Origin of the sequence: Cyanobium sp. PCC 7001, from assembly GCF_000155635.1 — a bacterium.
GTDB lineage: Bacteria > Cyanobacteriota > Cyanobacteriia > PCC-6307 > Cyanobiaceae > NIES-981.
Genome location: NZ_DS990556.1, coordinates 1,895,955 through 1,913,477, shown reverse-complemented (window position 1 = coordinate 1,913,477; position 17,523 = coordinate 1,895,955). Strand labels below are relative to the sequence as shown.

Genomic DNA, 17,523 nt, shown 5'->3' with positions numbered 1-17,523 from the left:
CCGTTGGGGGAACGGGGCTCAGCGGATCGGGTCGTGCAGCGTCACCAGCTTGGTGCCATCGGGAAACACGGCCTCGATCTGCACCTCCTGCACCAGTTCGGGCACCCCTTCCATCACCTGATCGCGGCGCAGCCAGGTGGTGCCCTCGCCCATCAGCTCGGCCACGGTCCTGCCGTCGCGGGCGCCCTCCAGCACCAGAAAGCTGAGCCAGGCCACGGCCTCGGGATGGTTGAGCTTGACGCCGCGCTGGAGGCGGCGCTCGGCCAGCAGCGCTGCGGTCACGATCAGGAGCTTGTCCTTCTCCTGGGGGCTGAGGTGCATGGCTGCGGGAGTGGAAAGCTGCAGGGTCCACTGCAGCGCCACTCTGACAGTCTTCAGGGCCTGCGCCCGGTTCTGGCTGGACGTTTCCAGGCCGGACGTTTCCAGGCCGGACGGTTCCGGGCCGCTCAGCCCAGCGGCCGCTCCTGGAAGGGCCACACCCGGGGCAGCTCAGGTGTCGCCAGCCCCCTCACCTGGCGGATCCGGGCCCAGATCCGCGTGAACCAGTAGCGGGCCGCCTGGCTGGAGGGGCCCCGGTAACGGGCCACCAGGCCTGGCTCCAGTGCACCGCAGGCCATCTCACCCTCGAGGCCGGCCCGGTCCTGGCGGCACTCCGCCAGCAGGGCTGCCAGGGCGCCAGGGGCCAGGGGTTCCGGCGCCGCCCACACCAGGGAGCCGTAGACCGGGGCCCCCGCCAGGCCGTGCTCCCCCGCCAGGCCGCCGTCCGCCAGTTCCGTGCGGTCCGCCAGCACCCAGTCGCTCGCCCCGTTCTGCCGCCGCCGGATCTCGAGGGCCGAACGCCAGCGGCCCGAACCGAGCCCCTCCCCGGCCGCCGTACGCCCCAGGCGCACCACGTCGCACCCCAGAAAGGAGGCTCCCGCAGCCAGCTCCACCTGGCAGTGCTGCTCGAACAGCCCATCGGCATAGAGCACGAGCTCCTGGGGAAGCCACTCCAGGTCGGACCCCTCCGCCAGGTTGAACTGCAGGTGCTGCTGGGCCCAGCGGCCCGCCGGGGCTTCCCGGCAGCGCCCGATGGAGCCGTAGATCTTCTGGGCGGCCACGCTGGTGAGCAGCGCCCGGCTGCCGGTGTCGAGGTTGGCGGTGATGCTGAGGCGATCGCCACCCACCAGGCCGCCGGCGGTGTGCAGCACCGGCAGCTCGCAGCGGCCGTCGGCCTGGGGAAAGGCCCGCTGGAGCTTGAGCGGTGCGCTGGTTTCCCCCTGGTGGATCGTGCCCCCCTCCTGGTCGTCACCCCCGCGGCGGAATGCCAGCCTGGCCTCGCCATGCCACGGGGGATTCCCTGTGATGCTGGAGATCGTCCCGTCCGCGTCCTCCGGCCATGATCCCCGCCGCCACGCCAGATGCGCCAGCCTCTGGCCCCCTGCTCCTCACCCGCAGGCTGGGGGAGCGGGCCGGTGGAGCGGCGACCCTCAGCCTGGCCCTCACCGCCGAGGAGCGCACCCGGCTGCGGGGCCTGCGCCAGAGCGTCTGCGGTTGCTCGCTGCTGCTGCAGCTGCCGCGGGGTGAGCCGCTCCGGCCGGGGGAACTGCTGGGCGGAGCCGCTGCCGAGCCGCTGGTACGGATCGAGGCCGCCCTTGAGCCGCTGCTGCGGGTCACCGCGGCTTCGGAGCTCGGCCTGTTGCAGGCGGCCTACCACCTCGGCAACCGGCATGTGGCGATGGAGATCCGGGCTGGCGAACTGCGCCTGCTGGCGGATCCTGTGCTGGCCCAACTGCTCGAACACCGGGGCCTGTCGGTGACGGCGGTGGAGGCCCCCTTCCTGCCGGAGGCGGGGGCCTACGCCCAAGCCCATGCGCCTACCCACGCCCACCCCCACGTCCACCTCCATGGGCATTGAGCGGCTCCGCCTGTTCCAGCTCGTCAGCCCGGCGCTGCCGGTGGGCGCGTTCAGCTATGCCGAGGGACTGGAGGCCCTGGTGCAGGCCGGCCGCCTCGGGGATGGCGCCGCCGTGGCCCGCTGGCTGGACGCTGAGCTCCACCGCGGAGTGCTGGCGATCGAGGCGGCCTGGCTGCCTGTGTTGATGGAGGCTCCGCCGCAGGAACTCCGGGACCGGGACCGCTGGCTGCTGGCCCTGCGGGAGGCCCCCGAGCTGCGGGCCCAGCAGCGCCAGATGGGGGGATCGCTGCTGCGACTGCTGGCCGATCTGGGATTCGACATGCCCAGGCTCGACCTGGCCTGGCCGGCGGCCTTCGCCCTGGCGGGCCGGGCCCTGGAGCTGCCGGCCAGGGATGTGGTGGAGGCCTACCTCTATGGCTGGGTGGCGAACCAGCTGAGCGCTGCGGTGCGCCTGGTGCCCCTGGGCTCCACCGAGTCCCAGCGGCTGCAGCTGGCCCTGGCGCCCCTGATCGCCGCGCGGGCCGAGGAGCTGGCGGCGGCCGATCCGCGCCAGCTCTGGAACGGGGGCGTGGGGGCCGGGATCGCCCAGCTGCGCCATGCTGAGCTCTACTCCCGGTTGTTCAGGAGCTGAGCGAAGCCATGAGCAAGCTGCGCGTGGGTGTCGCCGGCCCGGTGGGCTCCGGCAAGACGGCCCTGGTGGAGGCCCTCTGCCGCCGCCTGCGCCAGCAGCTGCAGCTGGCGGTGGTCACCAACGACATCTACACCCAGGAGGATGCCCAGTTCCTCACCCGCGCGGGGGCTCTGGAGCCCGAACGCATCCGGGGAGTGGAAACGGGGGGGTGTCCCCACACCGCCATCCGTGAAGACTGCTCGATCAACCGGGCCGCCGTGCAGGAGCTGGAGGAGGCCTTCCCCGATCTCGATCTTGTGCTGGTGGAGAGCGGTGGCGACAACCTGGCCGCCAGTTTCAGCCCTGAACTGGTGGACCTCTGCATCTACGTGATCGATGTGGCGGCCGGCGACAAGATCCCCCGCAAGGGTGGCCCGGGCATCACCCGTTCCGATCTGCTGGTGATCAACAAGATCGACCTGGCCGCGATGGTGGGCGCCAGCCTGGAGGTGATGGAGCGCGATACCGAGCGGATGCGCCCCGGACGGCCCTAGTGCTTCACCAATCTGCGCAGTGGCGAGGGGCTGGAAGCGGTGGAGGCGTTTCTGCTTCGTCAATTGCCAGTCGTCACGAATTAACACAATTCGTTGAACATCAGGGGCCATGCCTCGCCTGGGTTCGTGAGATCCGCTTCCGCGCGCTCCACTCGGGCTGCTTCCAGGGGTCCGCCCGGGGGAGGAGATGGGTCAGGTGCCACTGACCAGCCCGGCAAAGTGTGGCGTCGGCTACATGCCGAAGGTTGCCCGCTGGATACCGTCCGCTATGCCGCTGAATCGCAGCGGACCATTCGGCGGTTCTTCCGTAGGAGCTTCTATGACCCCTTCCTTCATGGGCAAAGCCATGGGCAAGACGTCGCTGCGCCTGTTCAGCGGTGCCACGGCTCTGGCCACCTCCCTCACCCTTGTGGCCTGCGGAGGAGGCGATCAGGCCTCCGGGGATTTCGACGGTGAAGTGAAGGTCGGGATCCTTCATTCCCGCTCGGGCACCATGGCCATCTCCGAGAACACGGTGGCCGAAGCCGAGTTGATGGCCATCGATGAGATCAATGCCAAGGGCGGCATCACGATCGATGGCAAGAAGCTCAAGATCGTCCCTGTCGAGGAAGATGGTGCCTCCGATTGGCCCACCTTCGCCGAGAAGGCCAAGAAACTGATCGACCAGGATCAGGTGGCCGTGGTGTTCGGCGGTTGGACCTCCGCCAGCCGCAAGGCCATGCTGCCGGTGTTCGAGGCCAAGGACCACTTCCTCTTCTACCCGATCCAGTACGAAGGGCAGGAGTGCTCCAAGAACATCTTCTACAGCGGCGCTGCCCCCAACCAGCAGGCCGAGCCCGCTGTGGACTGGCTGCTCAAGAACAAGGGCAAGGACTTCTTCCTGGTGGGCTCCGACTACGTGTATCCACGTACGGCCAACACCATCATGAAGGAGCAGCTCAAGGCGATGGGCGGCAACGTGGTGGGTGAGGACTACCTGCCGCTCGGCAACACGGAAGTGGCTCCGATCATCTCCAAGATCAAGCAGGCTCTGCCCAACGGCGGTGTGATCGTCAACACCCTGAACGGCGACAGCAATGTGGCCTTCTTCAAGCAGATGAAGGCGGCAGGGATCACCCCGGCCAACGGCTACTCGATCATGAGCTTCTCGATCGCCGAGGAGGAAGTGGCAGCCATCGGTCCTGAGTATCTCGAGGGCACCTTCGCGGCCTGGAACTTCTTCCAGTCGCTTGACACTCCCGCTTCCAAGGAGTTCACCGAGAACTTCAAGAAGAAGTAGGCGACAACCGCGTCACCAACGACCCGGCGGAATCCGCCTACATGATGGTGTACCTGTGGGCCGCTGCTGCGGAGAAGGCCAACAGCATCGACGACAACAAGGTGCGTGAAGCCCTGATCGGCGTCAGCTTCGACGCTCCCCAGGGCACCGTCACCGTGCAGCCCAACCACCACGTCGAGAAGCGCGTGCTCATCGGTGAGGTGCAGAACGACGGCATGTTCAAGATCGTCGAGGACAAGGGCGTGATCAAGCCCATCGCCTGGAACCAGTTCGTGCCCGAAACCAAGGGCTACACCTGCGACTGGACCCGCACCGACGTGCCCGATCCCGGCAAGTTCAAGATGTGAGCCGCCAGGCGTCGCTGACCCACCACCGGCCCATGGGCCGGTGGTGCTCCGGCGCCGGAAGGGGGAGTCCACTCCCCCTTCCTTTCATGTGTCACTTGTGTCGCTGAAATCCTGCTCCTGACTTCGGCGCTCCCCGCAGAATGCCGAATCCGGAAAACCCAGGCCTCCGCGCTGTTTTCTGTTCCCCTGGGCGCCCCTGCGAGGGCCTATGGATCTCTTCAACGAAACCCTTTTCAACGGCCTCGCCATCGGATCGGTGCTGGTGCTGGCCGCCCTCGGCCTGGCGGTGGTGTTCGGCCTGATGGGCGTGATCAACATGGCCCATGGCGAGCTGATGATGCTCGGGGCCTACACCACCTTCGTGGTGCAGAACCTGTTCAAGAACGGCCCGCTGGAAGCCCTCTTCCCGCTGTACATCATCCTGGCGATCCCCGCCGCCTTCGTGGTGAGCGGTCTGGTCGGATTGCTGCTGGAGAAGACGGTGATCCGACGTCTCTACGGCCGACCGCTGGAAACCCTGCTCGCCACCTGGGGCGTGAGCCTGATCCTGCAGCAGTTCGTGCGCTCGGTGAGCAGCGCCTTCGCCATCGGCCTGGTGGTGGCGGTGGCGGTGGGTCTGCTGGTGCCCAAGCTCACCCCCCGCTCCTGGTGGCAGCAGCGCTGGACACCGTTGCTGGGCGTGGGCAGCTGGATCGTGGCGACGCTGGCCGGTGTGGTGCTCGCCAGTGTGCTCGGCGGCGTGAGGGTGCTCGATCAGCCCTGGTTCAGCGCCCGCAACATCGACGTGACCGCACCGGTGTGGCTTCGCGGTTCCCTGCAGGTCGGGGCGCTCACCATGCCGGTGGCCCGGCTGTTCATCATCGCCCTCACGATCGTGTCACTGGCGGCGGTCACCTGGTTTCTCCAGAAGAGTGTCTGGGGGATCCGGATCCGTGCCGTGACCCAGAACCGGCCGATGAGCGATTGCCTCGGCATCCCCACCGAAACCGTGGACGCCCTCACCTTCCTGGTGGGCTCGGGCCTGGCCGGCGTGGCAGGGGTTGCTGTCACCCTGCTGGGCTCGGTGGGCCCGAATCTGGGCGGCAACTACATCGTGGACTGCTTCATGGTGGTGGTGCTCGGCGGGGTGGGCAAGCTGCTCGGCACCGTGGTGGCTGCGCTGGGGATCGGCGTGCTCAGCTACGTGATCGGCTCGGGTTCCCTGCTGCTGGTGTGGCCGGCCATGCCCGAGGGGCTCAACGCCCTGGTCACCTTCTTCGCCACCACCTCGATGGCGAAGGTGCTCGTGTTCGCCGTGATCGTGGTGTTCCTGCAGTTCAGGCCAGCCGGCCTGTTCCCGCAGAAGGGACGCATGGTGGAGGCCTGATCCATGTCACGCCTGCGTCAATGGTTGCCCTGGCTGCTGATCATCGCGGCCGGCCTCATCCTTCCGGCCGTGTTGCCGCCCTTCCGGCTCAACCTGCTCGGCCGGTTTCTCTCCCTCGGCATCGTGGCCCTGGGGATCGACCTGATCTGGGGCTTCACCGGCATGCTCAGTCTCGGTCAGGGGATTTTCTTCGCCCTCGGGGGCTATGCCATCGGCATGTACCTCCAGCTCAAGAGCCTGGCGCCTGGCCAGCTGCCCGAGTTCTTCGGCCTCTACGGCGTTCAGGAACTGCCGGCCTTCTGGAAGCCGTTCGGCTCACCCCTGTTCACCTTCTTCTGCATCTGGGTGCTGCCGGCCCTGGTGGCCGGGGTGCTGGGCTACCTGGTGTTCCGCAACCGCATCAAGGGGGTCTATTTCTCGATCCTCACCCAGGCCTCCCTCCTGGTGTTCTTCAACTTCTTCAACGGCCAGCAGAAGCTGATCAACGGCACCAACGGCCTCAAGACCGACACGGCCCGCATCTTCGGCCAGCTGGTGGGTAGTGACGGCATGCAGCGTTGGCTGTTCTGGGTCACCCTGCTGCTGGTGGTGGCCTCCTGGCTGCTGTGCCGCTGGCTCACCCGCGGGCGCTTCGGCGATGCGCTGATCGCCATCCGCGATGACGAACCGCGCCTGCGCTTCACCGGCTACAACCCCACGGCCTACAAGACCGTGGTGTTCGCCATCGCCGGGGCCCTGGCCGGGGTGAGCGGGGCCCTCTACACCGTGCAGTCCGGCATCATCTCGCCCCAGTTCATGGCGGTGCCCTTCTCGATCGAGATGGTGATCTGGGTGGCGGTGGGCGGCCGGGGCACGTTGATCGGCGCCGTTCTCGGTGCCGTCCTGATCAACTACGCCAAGAGCCTGGTGAGCGAGCAGCTGCCTGAAACCTGGCTGTTCATCCAGGGCGGCCTCTTCCTGCTGGTGGTCACCGCCCTGCCCGATGGGTTGGTGGGCTGGTGGCGTCAGGGAGGTCCGCGCCATCTCCAGGCCATGGTGGGCTGGCCGCCGCTGGCGCCCACCTACCCAAGCCTCGATCTCGATCCGGCAGTGCAGGCCGAAAAGCAGGACCTGCAAGGAGGTGGGTCATGACCGTGTCACCGCTGCTCGAACTGCGCGGGGTGAGTGTGAGCTTCGATGGCTTCTGGGCCCTCAGCGACCTCAACCTCGCCCTCGCTCCCGGTGAACTGCGCGCCGTGATCGGCCCGAACGGCGCCGGCAAGACCACCTTCCTCGATGTGATCACCGGCAAGGTGAAACCCACAAGGGGAGATGTCCACTTTCGTGGTCAGTCGTTGCTGGGCATCAGCGAACACAAGATCGCCAGGCTGGGCATCGGGCGCAAGTTCCAGACCCCGCGCGTCTACCAGAACCTCACGCCGCGCCGCAATCTGGAGCTGGCCGTGAGCCGGCGGTCGTCCCCCTTTGATCTGCTCTTCGGCCGGCTGGATTCCACCGCCCGGGATCGGGTGCAGCATCTCCTGGGGGTGGTGGGGCTCGAGCCCCATGCCAACCAGCGGGCCGGGGGCCTCTCCCACGGCCAGAAGCAGTGGCTGGAAATCGCCATGCTGGTGGCGCAGGATCCGCAGCTGCTGCTGGTGGATGAGCCGGTGGCCGGCCTCACCGACGAGGAAACCAAGCTCACGGCCGATCTGCTCAAGCAGCTCTCCGGGGATCACACCGTGCTCGTGATCGAGCACGACATGGAGTTCATCCGCGATCTGCAGGCGCCGGTCACGGTGCTCCATGAAGGCCACGTGCTCTGCGAGGGCACCATGGATCAGGTGCAGAGCGATCCGCGGGTGATCGAGGTGTATCTCGGCAGCGAATCCGAGGGTGAATTCAACTGACTTCCAAGCCGATGACCGTCACCAGCCCCCTGCAGGAAGCGCCCGATCCCGTCACCGACACGGTGCTCGAAGTTCAGGGCCTCAATGTGTACTACGGCGAGAGCCACATCCTCCGCAGTGTGGATCTGAGCGTGCGCTCCGGCCAGATGGTGTGTCTGATCGGGCGCAACGGCGTCGGCAAGACCACCCTGCTCAAGACCGTGGTGGGCCTGCTGCGTCAGCGCAGCGGGCGCGTGGAGCTGCAGGGGCGCGACATCTCCGCCCTGCCGCCCCACGGGCGGGCTCGCAGCGGCATCGCCTACGTGCCCCAGGGGCGGGAGATCATTCCGCGCCTCACGGTGCGTGAGAATCTACTGCTGGGGCTGGAAGCGCTGCCGGGCGGCCTGGGCCGCAACCGCCACATCGACCCGGTGGTGTTCGAGCTGTTTCCCGTGCTCGAGAAGTTTCTCAACCGCCAGGGGGGCGACCTCTCCGGGGGTCAGCAGCAGCAGCTCGCCATTGCCCGGGCCCTGCTCGGCAAGCCGAAGCTGCTGCTGCTGGATGAGCCCACCGAGGGCATTCAGCCGTCGGTGGTGCTCGACATCGAGCGGGCCGTGCGCCGGATCATCGCCACCACCGGCGTGAGCGTGTTGCTGGTGGAGCAGCACCTGCACTTCGTGCGCCAGGCCGACTGGTACTACGCGATGCAGAAGGGTGGGGTGGTGGCCAGTGGCCCCACCGCTGAGCTGAGCAAGGATGTGGTGGAGCGTTTCCTGAGCGTCTGAGTTCCCTGGGCCCGAGGCTCAACCGTCCAGCAGGGCCCTCCAGAACCGTTCGGCTCCGTCCACCGGCGGCAGGCGCTGGTCCTGCAGCTGTTCGATGGGGCGGCAGCCCAGGCTGTTCAGCAGCAGAGCTCCCTGGCTCGCGAGCAGATCCTCGACGCCCAGGGGAGCTTCCTCGGCGATGCCCAGAGCGAGGGCCTGCCCCCGCATCACACCGGGCAGACAGCCACTGGAGAGCGGTGGCGTCAGCCACCGGCCGCCACGGAGCACCAGGAGATTGGCGGCGGTGCCGCAGCTGAGGCCCCCGCTGCTGCTGGCCAGCAGGGCGTCGTGAGCGCCGGCGGCTTCGGCCTGGCGGCGCGCCTGGATGGCGCTGCCGTAGGCGAAGGTCTTGCACCGGCTCAGCAGGCTGGTGCTGCAGCGGCGTTCGGTGGGGCTTACGATCGTGCGCACCGGGGTGAAGCAGGCCTCGGCCGGGCTGAGCACCAGCCAGCAGCGGTGCCGGCAGGCGGCCGGGATCGCCAGACCGCGGCTGGCCCCAGCCCCGGCCTCGCCCCGACTCCAGTTCAGGCGCAGGGCCGCGTTGATCCCGCCGCTGCGGCGGATGGCGGTGGCGATCGTGGGTTCCAGTTGCGCCTGGGTGGGTGGAGCCTCCATCCCCAGCAGGGCGGCGCCCTGGTGCCAGCGCTCGAGGTGCTGCCGCAGCAGCTGGGCCCGGCCAGCCTCCACCCACAGCGTCTCGAACAGCCCATCGGCGAGCAGCAGCCCCCGGTCGTGCAGCGGCACGCCCAGGTCGCCTGGCGGTCCCCAGCGTTCAGGCCCCTCCGGCGTCCCGATCCAGGCGATGGCTCTGGCGCTGCTCATGCCAGGGCGTCGAGCAGTGGATCCAGTTTCCAGCCCATCTCCTCGGCTTCATCGTCCGGATCGGAGTCGGCCACGATCCCGCAGCCGGCGTGGGCCCGCAGGCGGGCTCCCCGCACCAGCAGCGAGCGGATCAGGATGTTGCTGTCCAGGCTGCCGTCCGGTCCCAGCCGGAACAGGGAGCCGCAGTAGGGCCCCCGCGGCACCGGCTCCAGGGCGTTGAGGCGGGCGCAGGCCCGCACCTTCGGGGCTCCGGTGATCGAGCCGCCGGGCCAGCAGGCCTTCAGCAGCGTCACCACGTCCTGCCCCGCCGCCAGCTCTCCCTCCACCACCGAGGTGAGGTGGTGCACCTGGGGATAGCTCTCCAGCCCCACGAGCTGGGGAACCCGGATCGAGCCGGGCCTGCAGACCCGGCCAAGGTCGTTGCGCAGCAGATCCACGATCATCACGTTCTCGGCGCGGTCCTTGGCACTGGTGATCAGTGCGGCGGCGGCCTCCGCGTCGGTTTCCGGTTCGCCGTGGCGGGGCCGGGTGCCCTTGATCGGCCGGGTCTGCACCAGGCCCGTCGGCATCAGCTGCAGAAACCGCTCCGGGGAGGTGGACAGCACGGCCTGGAGGGGGGCTCCGCCCCCGGCGCGGCCGATGGCCAGACCACCGAACGGCGCCGGGCAATGGCGGCGCAGCCGCAGGTGGAGGGCCACCAGGGCTTCGGCGCTGGGACCCTCAGGCAGCAGCTGTTCGCAGCAGGCCGTGAGGTTGGCCTGGAAGAGATCGCCGCCAGCGATCAAGGCCTGCACCTGGCGCACCTGGTCGGCGAACTGCCGGCGGTCGGTGTGCCACCGCCAGCCGTCCCGTGGCGCCGCCAGGCGGGCAGGCCAGGGGGGTGCGGGGTCGGCCGGCGTTTCCAGCAGGGCGGCGAAGCGGGCGAGGCTGGTGGGGTTCCGCCCCTGCAGTTCCAGCCGCTCCCGTCTTCGGTCGATCACTACCAGGGGGTCGGCCCGCACGGCCCAGAGCACGGCCATGTCCGGGCGCCGCCAGTGCTCGGCGGGTTCCACCCAGGCCCCCGCCTCGTAGCTGAGCCAACCCAGCCAGGTGTCCCCCTCGGTCCTCGCCTGAAGCGCCAGCTCCGCCAGCAGCGCGAAGGGATCGCGGGCGCCGGGATCGCCCGGCAGTCCATGGCAGCAGCGCTGCTCCGCCGGAGCCACCGCCAGGAAGCTCCGACCGGCCAGGGGCGAATCGGTGGCCCCCTGGCTGTCGAGCCACACCAGGCCCTCGGCGCCCAGGGCGCCCACCAGACGCTCCACCACCTGCTCCGGAGGGCGCCATGGAAGCGGCCGGTGCAGCAGTGGCGGTGAGGCTGGCGGCGGCTCCGGCATGGGCGGGCCCGGCGGTTCCGGCTCCCAGGGCCGCACCGAAGCCCTCATCGACCCACCAGATCGGCCCGCCCCGCTTCGATCAGGGCCGCATCCCGGATGCGGCAGCTGTCGCAGACGCCACAGGGCCGATCACCGCCGCTGTAGCAGCTCGAGGTGCTGGCGATCGGCACACCCAGTCGCAGGGCCTCGGTCACGATCCGGGTCTTGCTCCACTGCACCAGCGGCGCCCACAGGCGCACCCCGCGCCCCTCGCGGCCGGCCTTGCTGGCCAGGTCGGCCAGGGTCTGGAAGGCCTCCAGATAGTCGGGCCGGCAGTCGGGGTAGCCCGAGTAGTCCACGGCATTCACCCCCAGCACCAGCCGACCGGCGCCGCGGGCCTCGGCCAGGCTCAGCCCCAGGGCGATGAACACCGTGTTGCGACCCGGCACGTAGGTGCTGGGGATCACTCCCTCGGCGGTCCCGTCCTGGGGCACCGGCAGGGCGGGGTCGGTGAGGGCCGACCCACCCCAGGCCGCCAGGTTCACCGCGATGGTGTGGTGTTCCGCCAGGTTCAGCGCCCCGGCGATGGCGTTGGCCGCCAGGAGCTCCCGGCGGTGGCGCTGGCCGTAGTCGAAGGAGAGGCCGATCACCCGGTGGCCAGCCTCGATGGCCAGGGCGGCGGCCGTGGCGGAGTCCAGTCCGCCCGAGAGCAGCGCGATCGTGGTGGGGGGAGTGGTGGCCATGGCTCAGCGGATCGCCAGCCACTTGTGGCTCTGCAGGCTCAGGCGCCAGTCGGCATGGCTGCGCACGAAATCGAGGGCCAGGCGCTGCCCCTCGGTGCTCTCCCAGCCCGGCTGCAGCAGCAGCGCCGGATGGTTCCCCGAGGCGTTGGCCTGGCGTGCCATGGCCAGGGCGAAGTCCAGGTCGTCGTGGCTGTGCACGACCACCTTCAGTTCGTTGCAGAGGCGGATGAGGTCGTCCCGGGGTGGCTGATGCCGTTTGGGAGACAGCACGATCCAGTCCACCTGGCCCCGCAGGGGCTCCACGCCGCTGGTCTCCAGATGGAGGCGGAGCCCGTGCGACCGGAGCAGGGCGCAGAGGGCGGTGAGATCGTGATGAAGCGGTTCTCCGCCGGTGATCACCACGAAGCCCGCACCGGCCTGGCGGGCTGCCAGGGCTGCGTCCGCCAGCCCGGACAGGCTCCATTCCGCATGGCCGGCCATGGGCCAGGAGTGCTTGGTGTCGCACCAGCTGCAGCCGACACGGCAACCGGCCAGCCGGATGAAGAAGGCGCTCTGGCCGGTGTGCAGGCCCTCCCCCTGGAGGGAATGAAAGGCTTCCACCACCGGCAGCGCGCCAGGGTTCCGGGGTGGCATCGACTCCGTGGGAACGGTGCTGCCTTGAGCGCTGCTGCCCTGCACGCCTTCCTGCATCGCTGTTCCAGCGTAGGTAGGAGCCCAGAGGCCCGGGGACAAGACCAGGCCGCTCCACCCCCTGGCGGAACTGTTCAACCTGGACCCAATCAGGAAGCGTCCCTTTCCGGATGCCAAGCCTGGACGGACTTGCCAGGATGCAGCGCATGCGTGGGCGCCCTGAGCCCGAGCCGCCACCGGGAAGAGATGCATTGATGGACCGAACCGACCTCCAGCGCCTGGCGAGGTATGGACTGCTGCGCCCCCTGCTGCGTCAGGTGATCCTCGAGGAGGTGCTGGCGGATGTGCCCGTCGAGGCCGAGGAGGCCGAGGCCGCCAAAGCCCAATTCCTCGAGGACCATGACATCTCGAGCCAGGAAGAACTGCAGCAGGTCCAGCGGTCCTTCTGCCTTTCCGAGCAGGACATTGAGTATCAGGCTCTGTACCCGGTGAAAGTGTGGAAATACTGCCACGAACATTTTTCGTCCAAGGCCGAATCTCGCTTCCTGGCCCGCAAGTCCAGCCTGGATCAGGTTGTGTACAGCTTGCTTCGCACGCAAAATGCGGATCTGGCGCGGGAGCTGTATCTCCAGGTGAGCGAGGGAGAAGCCAGCTTCGATGTGCTTGCCGCTGCCCATGCAGAGGGGCCGGAGCGCGATACCCGTGGCATTGTCGGGCCGGTGCCCCTGTCCCAGGGTCATCCTTCCCTCGTTGAACGCCTACAGACGGCCAGCCCCGGTAACGTGATCGAGCCTTTCCCGATCGGTGACTGGTGGCTTCTGGTTCGTGTCGAGAGGCTGATTCCAGCCTGTTTCGATGAAGAAGCCGAGAATTCGATGATCCAGGAAATGCTCGACGAGTGGCTCGAGCAGGAGGTGGATGCACGCATGGACCAGTTGTTCTCCTCCCTGGCCTCCCCGCCCTCCCCGGCCAGCGTCAGCGCCCGTTCCGAAGCCGGCCCATCGTCCACAAGCAGCGCCTCCCACAGCGCCCCGCAAAGCGCCTCCGAGACGGTCGAAGTCTGATGCAGTCCACCCACGACATCGCTCCTCTGTTCAGTCACCCGGCGTTCGCCGGCCTTTCCAGGCGCAGCTGCGACCAGCTCGAGCAGAGTCTTGAGGCAAGGCGGTTCGATGTCGGGGCGCCGCTGTGTCATGACCATCTGATCCCTTCCGAGGTGCTGATGGTGGTGTCAGGCTCCGCGCGGCTGTTGGTGCGGGATGGCGGCAAGCTGCGCACAGCCGAGAAACTCGGGCCCGGTGATCTCGTGGGTCTGGCCTCCCTGCTCCGGGCCAATCCCTGTGAGGAGGTGAGTGCGGCCACCGCGGTGGAAGCGCTGGCGTTGCCCGATCACCTGGTGCTCGACCTGCTCAAGCGGGAGGAGTCCTTCGCCAGCTGGTGCGGTTCCCACCTGTTCAAGGCTGAACTGCTCAGCCTGCTGGCTCTGCTCCTGGAGAAGCAGGCTCAGGCTGGCCCTTCCCTGCTGGAGCTGAGGGACCAGGTGCTGGCCGAGGCCCAGCTGGTTGCCCCCACCGCGGCAGCGTTGCAAGCCCTCGCCAGCGACCAGATCCTGTTCGCTGCCAGCCAGAATCTGCCCGACCATCCCCTCGGAGCCCGCCTCGATCCGCGCCAGGGTGTGCCCAGTGCCAGGCCGCCCCTGGCTGCACGCCTGATCGCCCTGCCCGAGGCGCCGCTGGCCCTGCTGGGCTCATCCGGCCCCTCCATCGGAACCGAGGTTCTCGAGGCCGAACTCGCCGACGAGCAGGAGGACGGCCAGGGCGCGCGCGGGCCTCTGGCGACCCGCATCGACCTGGGCCAGCGCCAGCGGGCTGAACTGCGGCTGCTCCGGGGTCAGGGACCGCTCGAGGAAACGCTCGCCTGCTTCCAGATGCTGGCGGCCGAGCTCGAACTGCCGTTCCGCCGGGACTCGGTGGAGAAGATCCTGCGGGACGTGCTGCGGAGGGGCCAGACCCCCGATCTCCAGTTGTGCGGCAGCATCGCCGCCATGATGGGGCTGCACGTCAGCGGCGTGCGGATCCCCGCAAGGGACGGCACCCGTCTGCAGGTGCCGTCGATGGTGCCCTGGAAAGGCGGATTCGCCCTGGTGCGGGCCGCCGATTCCCGCGGCATGGTGCTGGCTTCGCCGCGCGAGGGCTGGGTGGAGCTCACGCCCTCCCAGATCGAGGAAGCCTTTCCCGAAGGGATCGAGCTCCTGCTGATGGAACGCAGCAGCACGACTCCCGATCAGCGCTTCAGCTTCAACTGGTTCTGGCCCTCGTTGAAGCGCTACCGCGGCTTGTTGCTGCAGGTGCTGGTGGCCTCCTTCGTGGTGCAGCTGTTCAGTCTGGCCAACCCCCTGCTGATCCAGGTGATCATCGACAAGGTGATTGCCCAGCGCAGCCTCGACACGTTGCAGGTGCTCGGGTTCGCCCTTGTGGTGGTGACGCTGCTGGAGGGGCTGATCGGAGCGCTGCGCACGTTCCTGTTCACCGAGACCACCAACCGCATTGATCTGCGCCTTGGGGCCGAGGTGATTGACCATCTGCTGCGGCTCCCGCTCGGTTACTTCGATCGAAGGCCGGTGGGTGAGCTCGGCACCCGGGTGGCCGAGCTGGAGAACATCCGGGAATTCCTCACGGGTCAGGCCCTCACCACGCTGCTGGATACCGCCTTCTCCGTGATCTACATCGTGGTGATGTTGCTCTACAGCTGGCTGCTCTCCCTGATCGCTCTCTGTGTGCTGCCCATCCAGGTGGGGCTGACGATTCTCGGGGCTCCCCTCTTCCGTCGCCAGTACCGTGATGCCGCCCATGAAAATGCCCGCACCCAGAGCCATCTTGTGGAGGTGCTGACGGGAATTCAGACCGTGAAGGCACAGAACGTTGAAATGATCAGCCGCTGGAAGTGGCAGGATCTCTACTCCCGCTATATCTCCCGCAGTTTCGAGAAGACCATCACCGGCACGGCACTGGTGGAGACCTCCCAGGTGCTCCAGAAGCTCTCCCAGCTGCTCGTGCTTTGGGTGGGTGCAAGCCTGGTGCTGAAGGGCGAGATGACCCTGGGCCAGCTGATCGCTTTCCGCATCATCTCGGGCTATGTGACCCAACCCCTGCTCAGGCTTTCCTCCATCTGGCAGAACATTCAGGAGCTGAAGGTTTCATTCGAGCGCCTGGCCGATGTTGTTGATACACCCGAAGAGTCCAACGAAGCTGACAAGCAGAAAATCCCTCTTCCGCCCATTGTTGGTGATGTTGAGTTCAGGGATGTGAGTTTTGCTTTTGAGCCGGATTCCCCTTTGGTGCTCAAAGAAGTCAATCTCAAAATTCCTGCCGGAACATTCGTTGGAGTGGTGGGCCAGAGTGGAAGTGGAAAGAGCACACTGATGAAATTGCTCACCCGCCTCTACTCTCCCACTAACGGCAAAATTCTGATCGACAATTACGATATCGACAAAGTAGAACTCTATTCCTTGCGGCGGCAGATCGGCATTGTGCCTCAGGAGCCGCTGCTGTTCTCCGGCTCCGTCGCTGAAAACATCGCCCTCACCGACCCCGACGCCACCAGTGACGCGATCGTGGAGGCCGCCAAAATGGCGTGTGCTCACGACTTCATCATGGAACTCCCCGGTGGGTACAGCGCCAATGTCGGAGAACGGGGGGCCAGCCTCTCCGGCGGACAGCGCCAGCGTCTGGCACTGGCGAGAACGCTGCTTTCACGACCCAAGCTCCTGGTGCTCGATGAGGCCACAAGCGCCCTCGATTACGATACAGAAAGAAAGGTCTGTAATAATCTTCTGGAGAACCTTCGCCATTGCACGGTTTTCTTCATCACCCACCGCCTGTCAACGATTCGCCGCGCTGATCGCATTGTGATGTTGCAGGAGGGTGCCGTTGTTGAGTGCGGAACTCATGATGAACTGATCCAGCGCAAGGAGCGTTACTTCGCTCTTTATCGCCAGCAAGAGGCTGTTTGATATGACGCCCAATTCCAAGCGCTCCTCCTCCATTGTCAAGGCCGCCCAGAACGCCATCGAGCGGCGTGTCCAGACCGGCCAGGAGGCCATGGCTCTCCAGCAGTCCAGGTTCCTGGCGCGCACCATCACCTGGACCCTGATCGGCACGACCGGTTTTGCCTTGGCATGGCTTGCCCTGGCCAAGACTGATGAGGTGGTGATTGCCCCCGGCAAGCTGCAGCCGATTGGCGATGTTCAAACGGTCCAGATGCCCGTCGGCGGCGTGCTGGACACCATGCTGGTCAAGGAGGGTCAGCAGGTGAAGAAAGGAGAGGTGCTTCTGCGCCTTGACAATGAAACCACCCTTGACAGGCGCAACAGCCTTCGTGAATCGATCCGGGCCAAGGAAGAGCAGCTCTCACTCAAGAGGTTGGAGCTTCGGCGGTATCTCAGCCTGAATGACACCGAGCAACAAGTTCTGACAAGAAATCTGAATCTCGAAAAGCAGATCCTCGAGCGGCTGGCTTCGCTTCAGGAGGTGGGTGCTGTGCCAGAGCTCCAGTATCTTCAGCAGAGAAACCAGGTGCGAGAAGTCGAAGGCGAACTTCAAAAGGTCCAAGTCGACCGCTTCAGGCAGAAGGCCATCCTTGAACAGTCTGTGGCTGAACTTCAAAGCGAGCTCTCTGACCTGCGCAGCAAGCTGACGGAATTGAAGGTGAATATCCGGTATCAGGATATTCGTTCGCCTGTTGATGGCATCGTGTTCGATCTCAAGCCCACAGGTACCGGCTTTGTGGCTCAGGGAAGTGAGCCAGTGATGAAGATCGTGCCGTTCAGTGCCTTGGAAGCCAAGGTTGAGATCGACAGCAGCGACATCGGCTTTGTGCGCGTCGGCAAGCCCGTGGATATCAGCATTGACTCGTTCCCGGCCACGGACTTCGGCGTGGTGGAGGGCACGTTGTCGTCCATCGGCTCTGATGCCCTGCCTCCTGAGGATCAGAAGCCCACTTATCGTTTTCCTGCCACGATCCAGCTCAATTCCCAGCAGCTCAAACTTAAGTCAGGCCAGCAGCTTCCCCTGCAGGTGGGCATGTCGCTCACGGCCAACATCAAACTGCGCAAGGTGACTTACCTTCAGCTGCTTCTCGGTGAGTTCAAGAGCAAGACCGACTCGCTCAAGCGGCTCTGACCCTGGGGACCACCTCCTGGGCGACAGCCCAGAGCCCAGGTGGCTCCGCAG

Annotated in this window: 15 protein-coding genes and 2 pseudogenes; 11 read left to right on the top strand and 6 right to left on the bottom strand. The window is 66.9% G+C overall.

Annotation, left to right across the window (positions count from 1 at the left end; genetic code table 11):
• Nucleotides 1-18 precede the first annotated feature (18 nt).
• The gene (locus CPCC7001_RS09475) at nucleotides 19-321 is read right to left on the bottom strand and encodes an urease subunit gamma (RefSeq protein WP_043369866.1); all 303 of its coding nucleotides are present in this window, start codon (nucleotides 319-321) and stop codon (nucleotides 19-21) included.
• A 125-nt stretch (nucleotides 322-446) separates the two neighbouring features.
• The gene (locus CPCC7001_RS09470) at nucleotides 447-1,190 is read right to left on the bottom strand and encodes an urease accessory protein UreD (RefSeq protein WP_006910951.1); all 744 of its coding nucleotides are present in this window, start codon (nucleotides 1,188-1,190) and stop codon (nucleotides 447-449) included.
• A gap of 188 nt (nucleotides 1,191-1,378) precedes the next feature.
• Between CPCC7001_RS09470 and ureE the strand changes: the two genes are divergently transcribed.
• From ureE to urtE, 8 genes and pseudogenes are all read left to right on the top strand, one after another.
• Nucleotides 1,379-1,897: an urease accessory protein UreE gene (ureE, locus tag CPCC7001_RS09465; RefSeq protein WP_006911745.1), complete on the top strand. Its 519-nt coding sequence runs from the start codon at nucleotides 1,379-1,381 to the stop codon at nucleotides 1,895-1,897.
• Nucleotides 1,887-2,528, top strand: coding sequence for an urease accessory protein UreF (locus tag CPCC7001_RS09460; protein WP_006911425.1), 642 nt, complete (start codon nucleotides 1,887-1,889; stop codon nucleotides 2,526-2,528). Before ureE ends, CPCC7001_RS09460 begins: the two co-directional genes overlap by 11 nt.
• Before the next feature lie 8 nt (nucleotides 2,529-2,536).
• Nucleotides 2,537-3,145: pseudogene (gene ureG / locus CPCC7001_RS09455) on the top strand (urease accessory protein UreG).
• Between the two features lie 250 nt (nucleotides 3,146-3,395).
• A pseudogene (gene urtA, locus CPCC7001_RS09450) lies at nucleotides 3,396-4,687 on the top strand (urea ABC transporter substrate-binding protein).
• Between the two features lie 208 nt (nucleotides 4,688-4,895).
• Nucleotides 4,896-6,053 carry an urea ABC transporter permease subunit UrtB gene (locus CPCC7001_RS09445; RefSeq protein WP_006911142.1) on the top strand — a complete coding sequence of 386 codons (1,158 nt, stop codon included), beginning with the start codon at nucleotides 4,896-4,898 and terminating at the stop codon, nucleotides 6,051-6,053.
• A gap of 3 nt (nucleotides 6,054-6,056) precedes the next feature.
• A complete protein-coding gene (gene urtC, locus CPCC7001_RS09440; RefSeq protein ID WP_006909921.1) occupies nucleotides 6,057-7,184 on the top strand; it encodes an urea ABC transporter permease subunit UrtC in 1,128 nt (375 codons plus the stop codon).
• Nucleotides 7,181-7,942 (top strand): urea ABC transporter ATP-binding protein UrtD, encoded by a 762-nt coding sequence (gene urtD / locus CPCC7001_RS09435; RefSeq protein ID WP_006909124.1) that lies wholly within the window; start codon nucleotides 7,181-7,183, stop codon nucleotides 7,940-7,942. Before urtC ends, urtD begins: the two co-directional genes overlap by 4 nt.
• Before the next feature lie 11 nt (nucleotides 7,943-7,953).
• A complete protein-coding gene (gene urtE / locus CPCC7001_RS09430; RefSeq protein ID WP_006911737.1) occupies nucleotides 7,954-8,706 on the top strand; it encodes an urea ABC transporter ATP-binding subunit UrtE in 753 nt (250 codons plus the stop codon).
• A gap of 18 nt (nucleotides 8,707-8,724) precedes the next feature.
• Here urtE and CPCC7001_RS09425 read toward each other — a convergent pair whose 3' ends face one another.
• Genes CPCC7001_RS09425 through CPCC7001_RS09410 form a run of 4 tightly spaced genes read right to left on the bottom strand, consistent with a single transcriptional unit; the run spans nucleotide 8,725 to nucleotide 12,295 of the window.
• A complete protein-coding gene (locus CPCC7001_RS09425) occupies nucleotides 8,725-9,567 on the bottom strand; it encodes an aminotransferase class IV (protein WP_006911589.1) in 843 nt (280 codons plus the stop codon).
• The gene (locus tag CPCC7001_RS09420; protein WP_006909969.1) at nucleotides 9,564-10,988 is read right to left on the bottom strand and encodes an anthranilate synthase component I family protein; all 1,425 of its coding nucleotides are present in this window, start codon (nucleotides 10,986-10,988) and stop codon (nucleotides 9,564-9,566) included. Before CPCC7001_RS09420 ends, CPCC7001_RS09425 begins: the two co-directional genes overlap by 4 nt.
• The gene (queC, locus tag CPCC7001_RS09415) at nucleotides 10,985-11,662 is read right to left on the bottom strand and encodes a 7-cyano-7-deazaguanine synthase QueC (RefSeq protein ID WP_006911108.1); all 678 of its coding nucleotides are present in this window, start codon (nucleotides 11,660-11,662) and stop codon (nucleotides 10,985-10,987) included. Before queC ends, CPCC7001_RS09420 begins: the two co-directional genes overlap by 4 nt.
• Before the next feature lie 3 nt (nucleotides 11,663-11,665).
• Nucleotides 11,666-12,295 (bottom strand): 7-carboxy-7-deazaguanine synthase QueE, encoded by a 630-nt coding sequence (locus tag CPCC7001_RS09410; RefSeq protein WP_006910605.1) that lies wholly within the window; start codon nucleotides 12,293-12,295, stop codon nucleotides 11,666-11,668.
• A gap of 251 nt (nucleotides 12,296-12,546) precedes the next feature.
• Between CPCC7001_RS09410 and CPCC7001_RS09405 the strand changes: the two genes are divergently transcribed.
• From CPCC7001_RS09405 to CPCC7001_RS09395, 3 genes are read left to right on the top strand one after another with little or no spacing between them, the layout of a single operon-like run.
• Nucleotides 12,547-13,356: a peptidylprolyl isomerase gene (locus tag CPCC7001_RS09405; protein WP_050757101.1), complete on the top strand. Its 810-nt coding sequence runs from the start codon at nucleotides 12,547-12,549 to the stop codon at nucleotides 13,354-13,356.
• Entirely contained in the window at nucleotides 13,356-16,304 is a 2,949-nt protein-coding gene (locus CPCC7001_RS09400; RefSeq protein WP_006909182.1) for a peptidase domain-containing ABC transporter, read from the top strand. The genes CPCC7001_RS09405 and CPCC7001_RS09400 overlap by 1 nt, the downstream gene beginning before the upstream one ends.
• A 1-nt stretch (nucleotide 16,305) precedes the next feature.
• Nucleotides 16,306-17,472 (top strand): HlyD family secretion protein, encoded by a 1,167-nt coding sequence (locus tag CPCC7001_RS09395; protein WP_006909675.1) that lies wholly within the window; start codon nucleotides 16,306-16,308, stop codon nucleotides 17,470-17,472.
• Nucleotides 17,473-17,523: the final 51 nt, after the last annotated feature.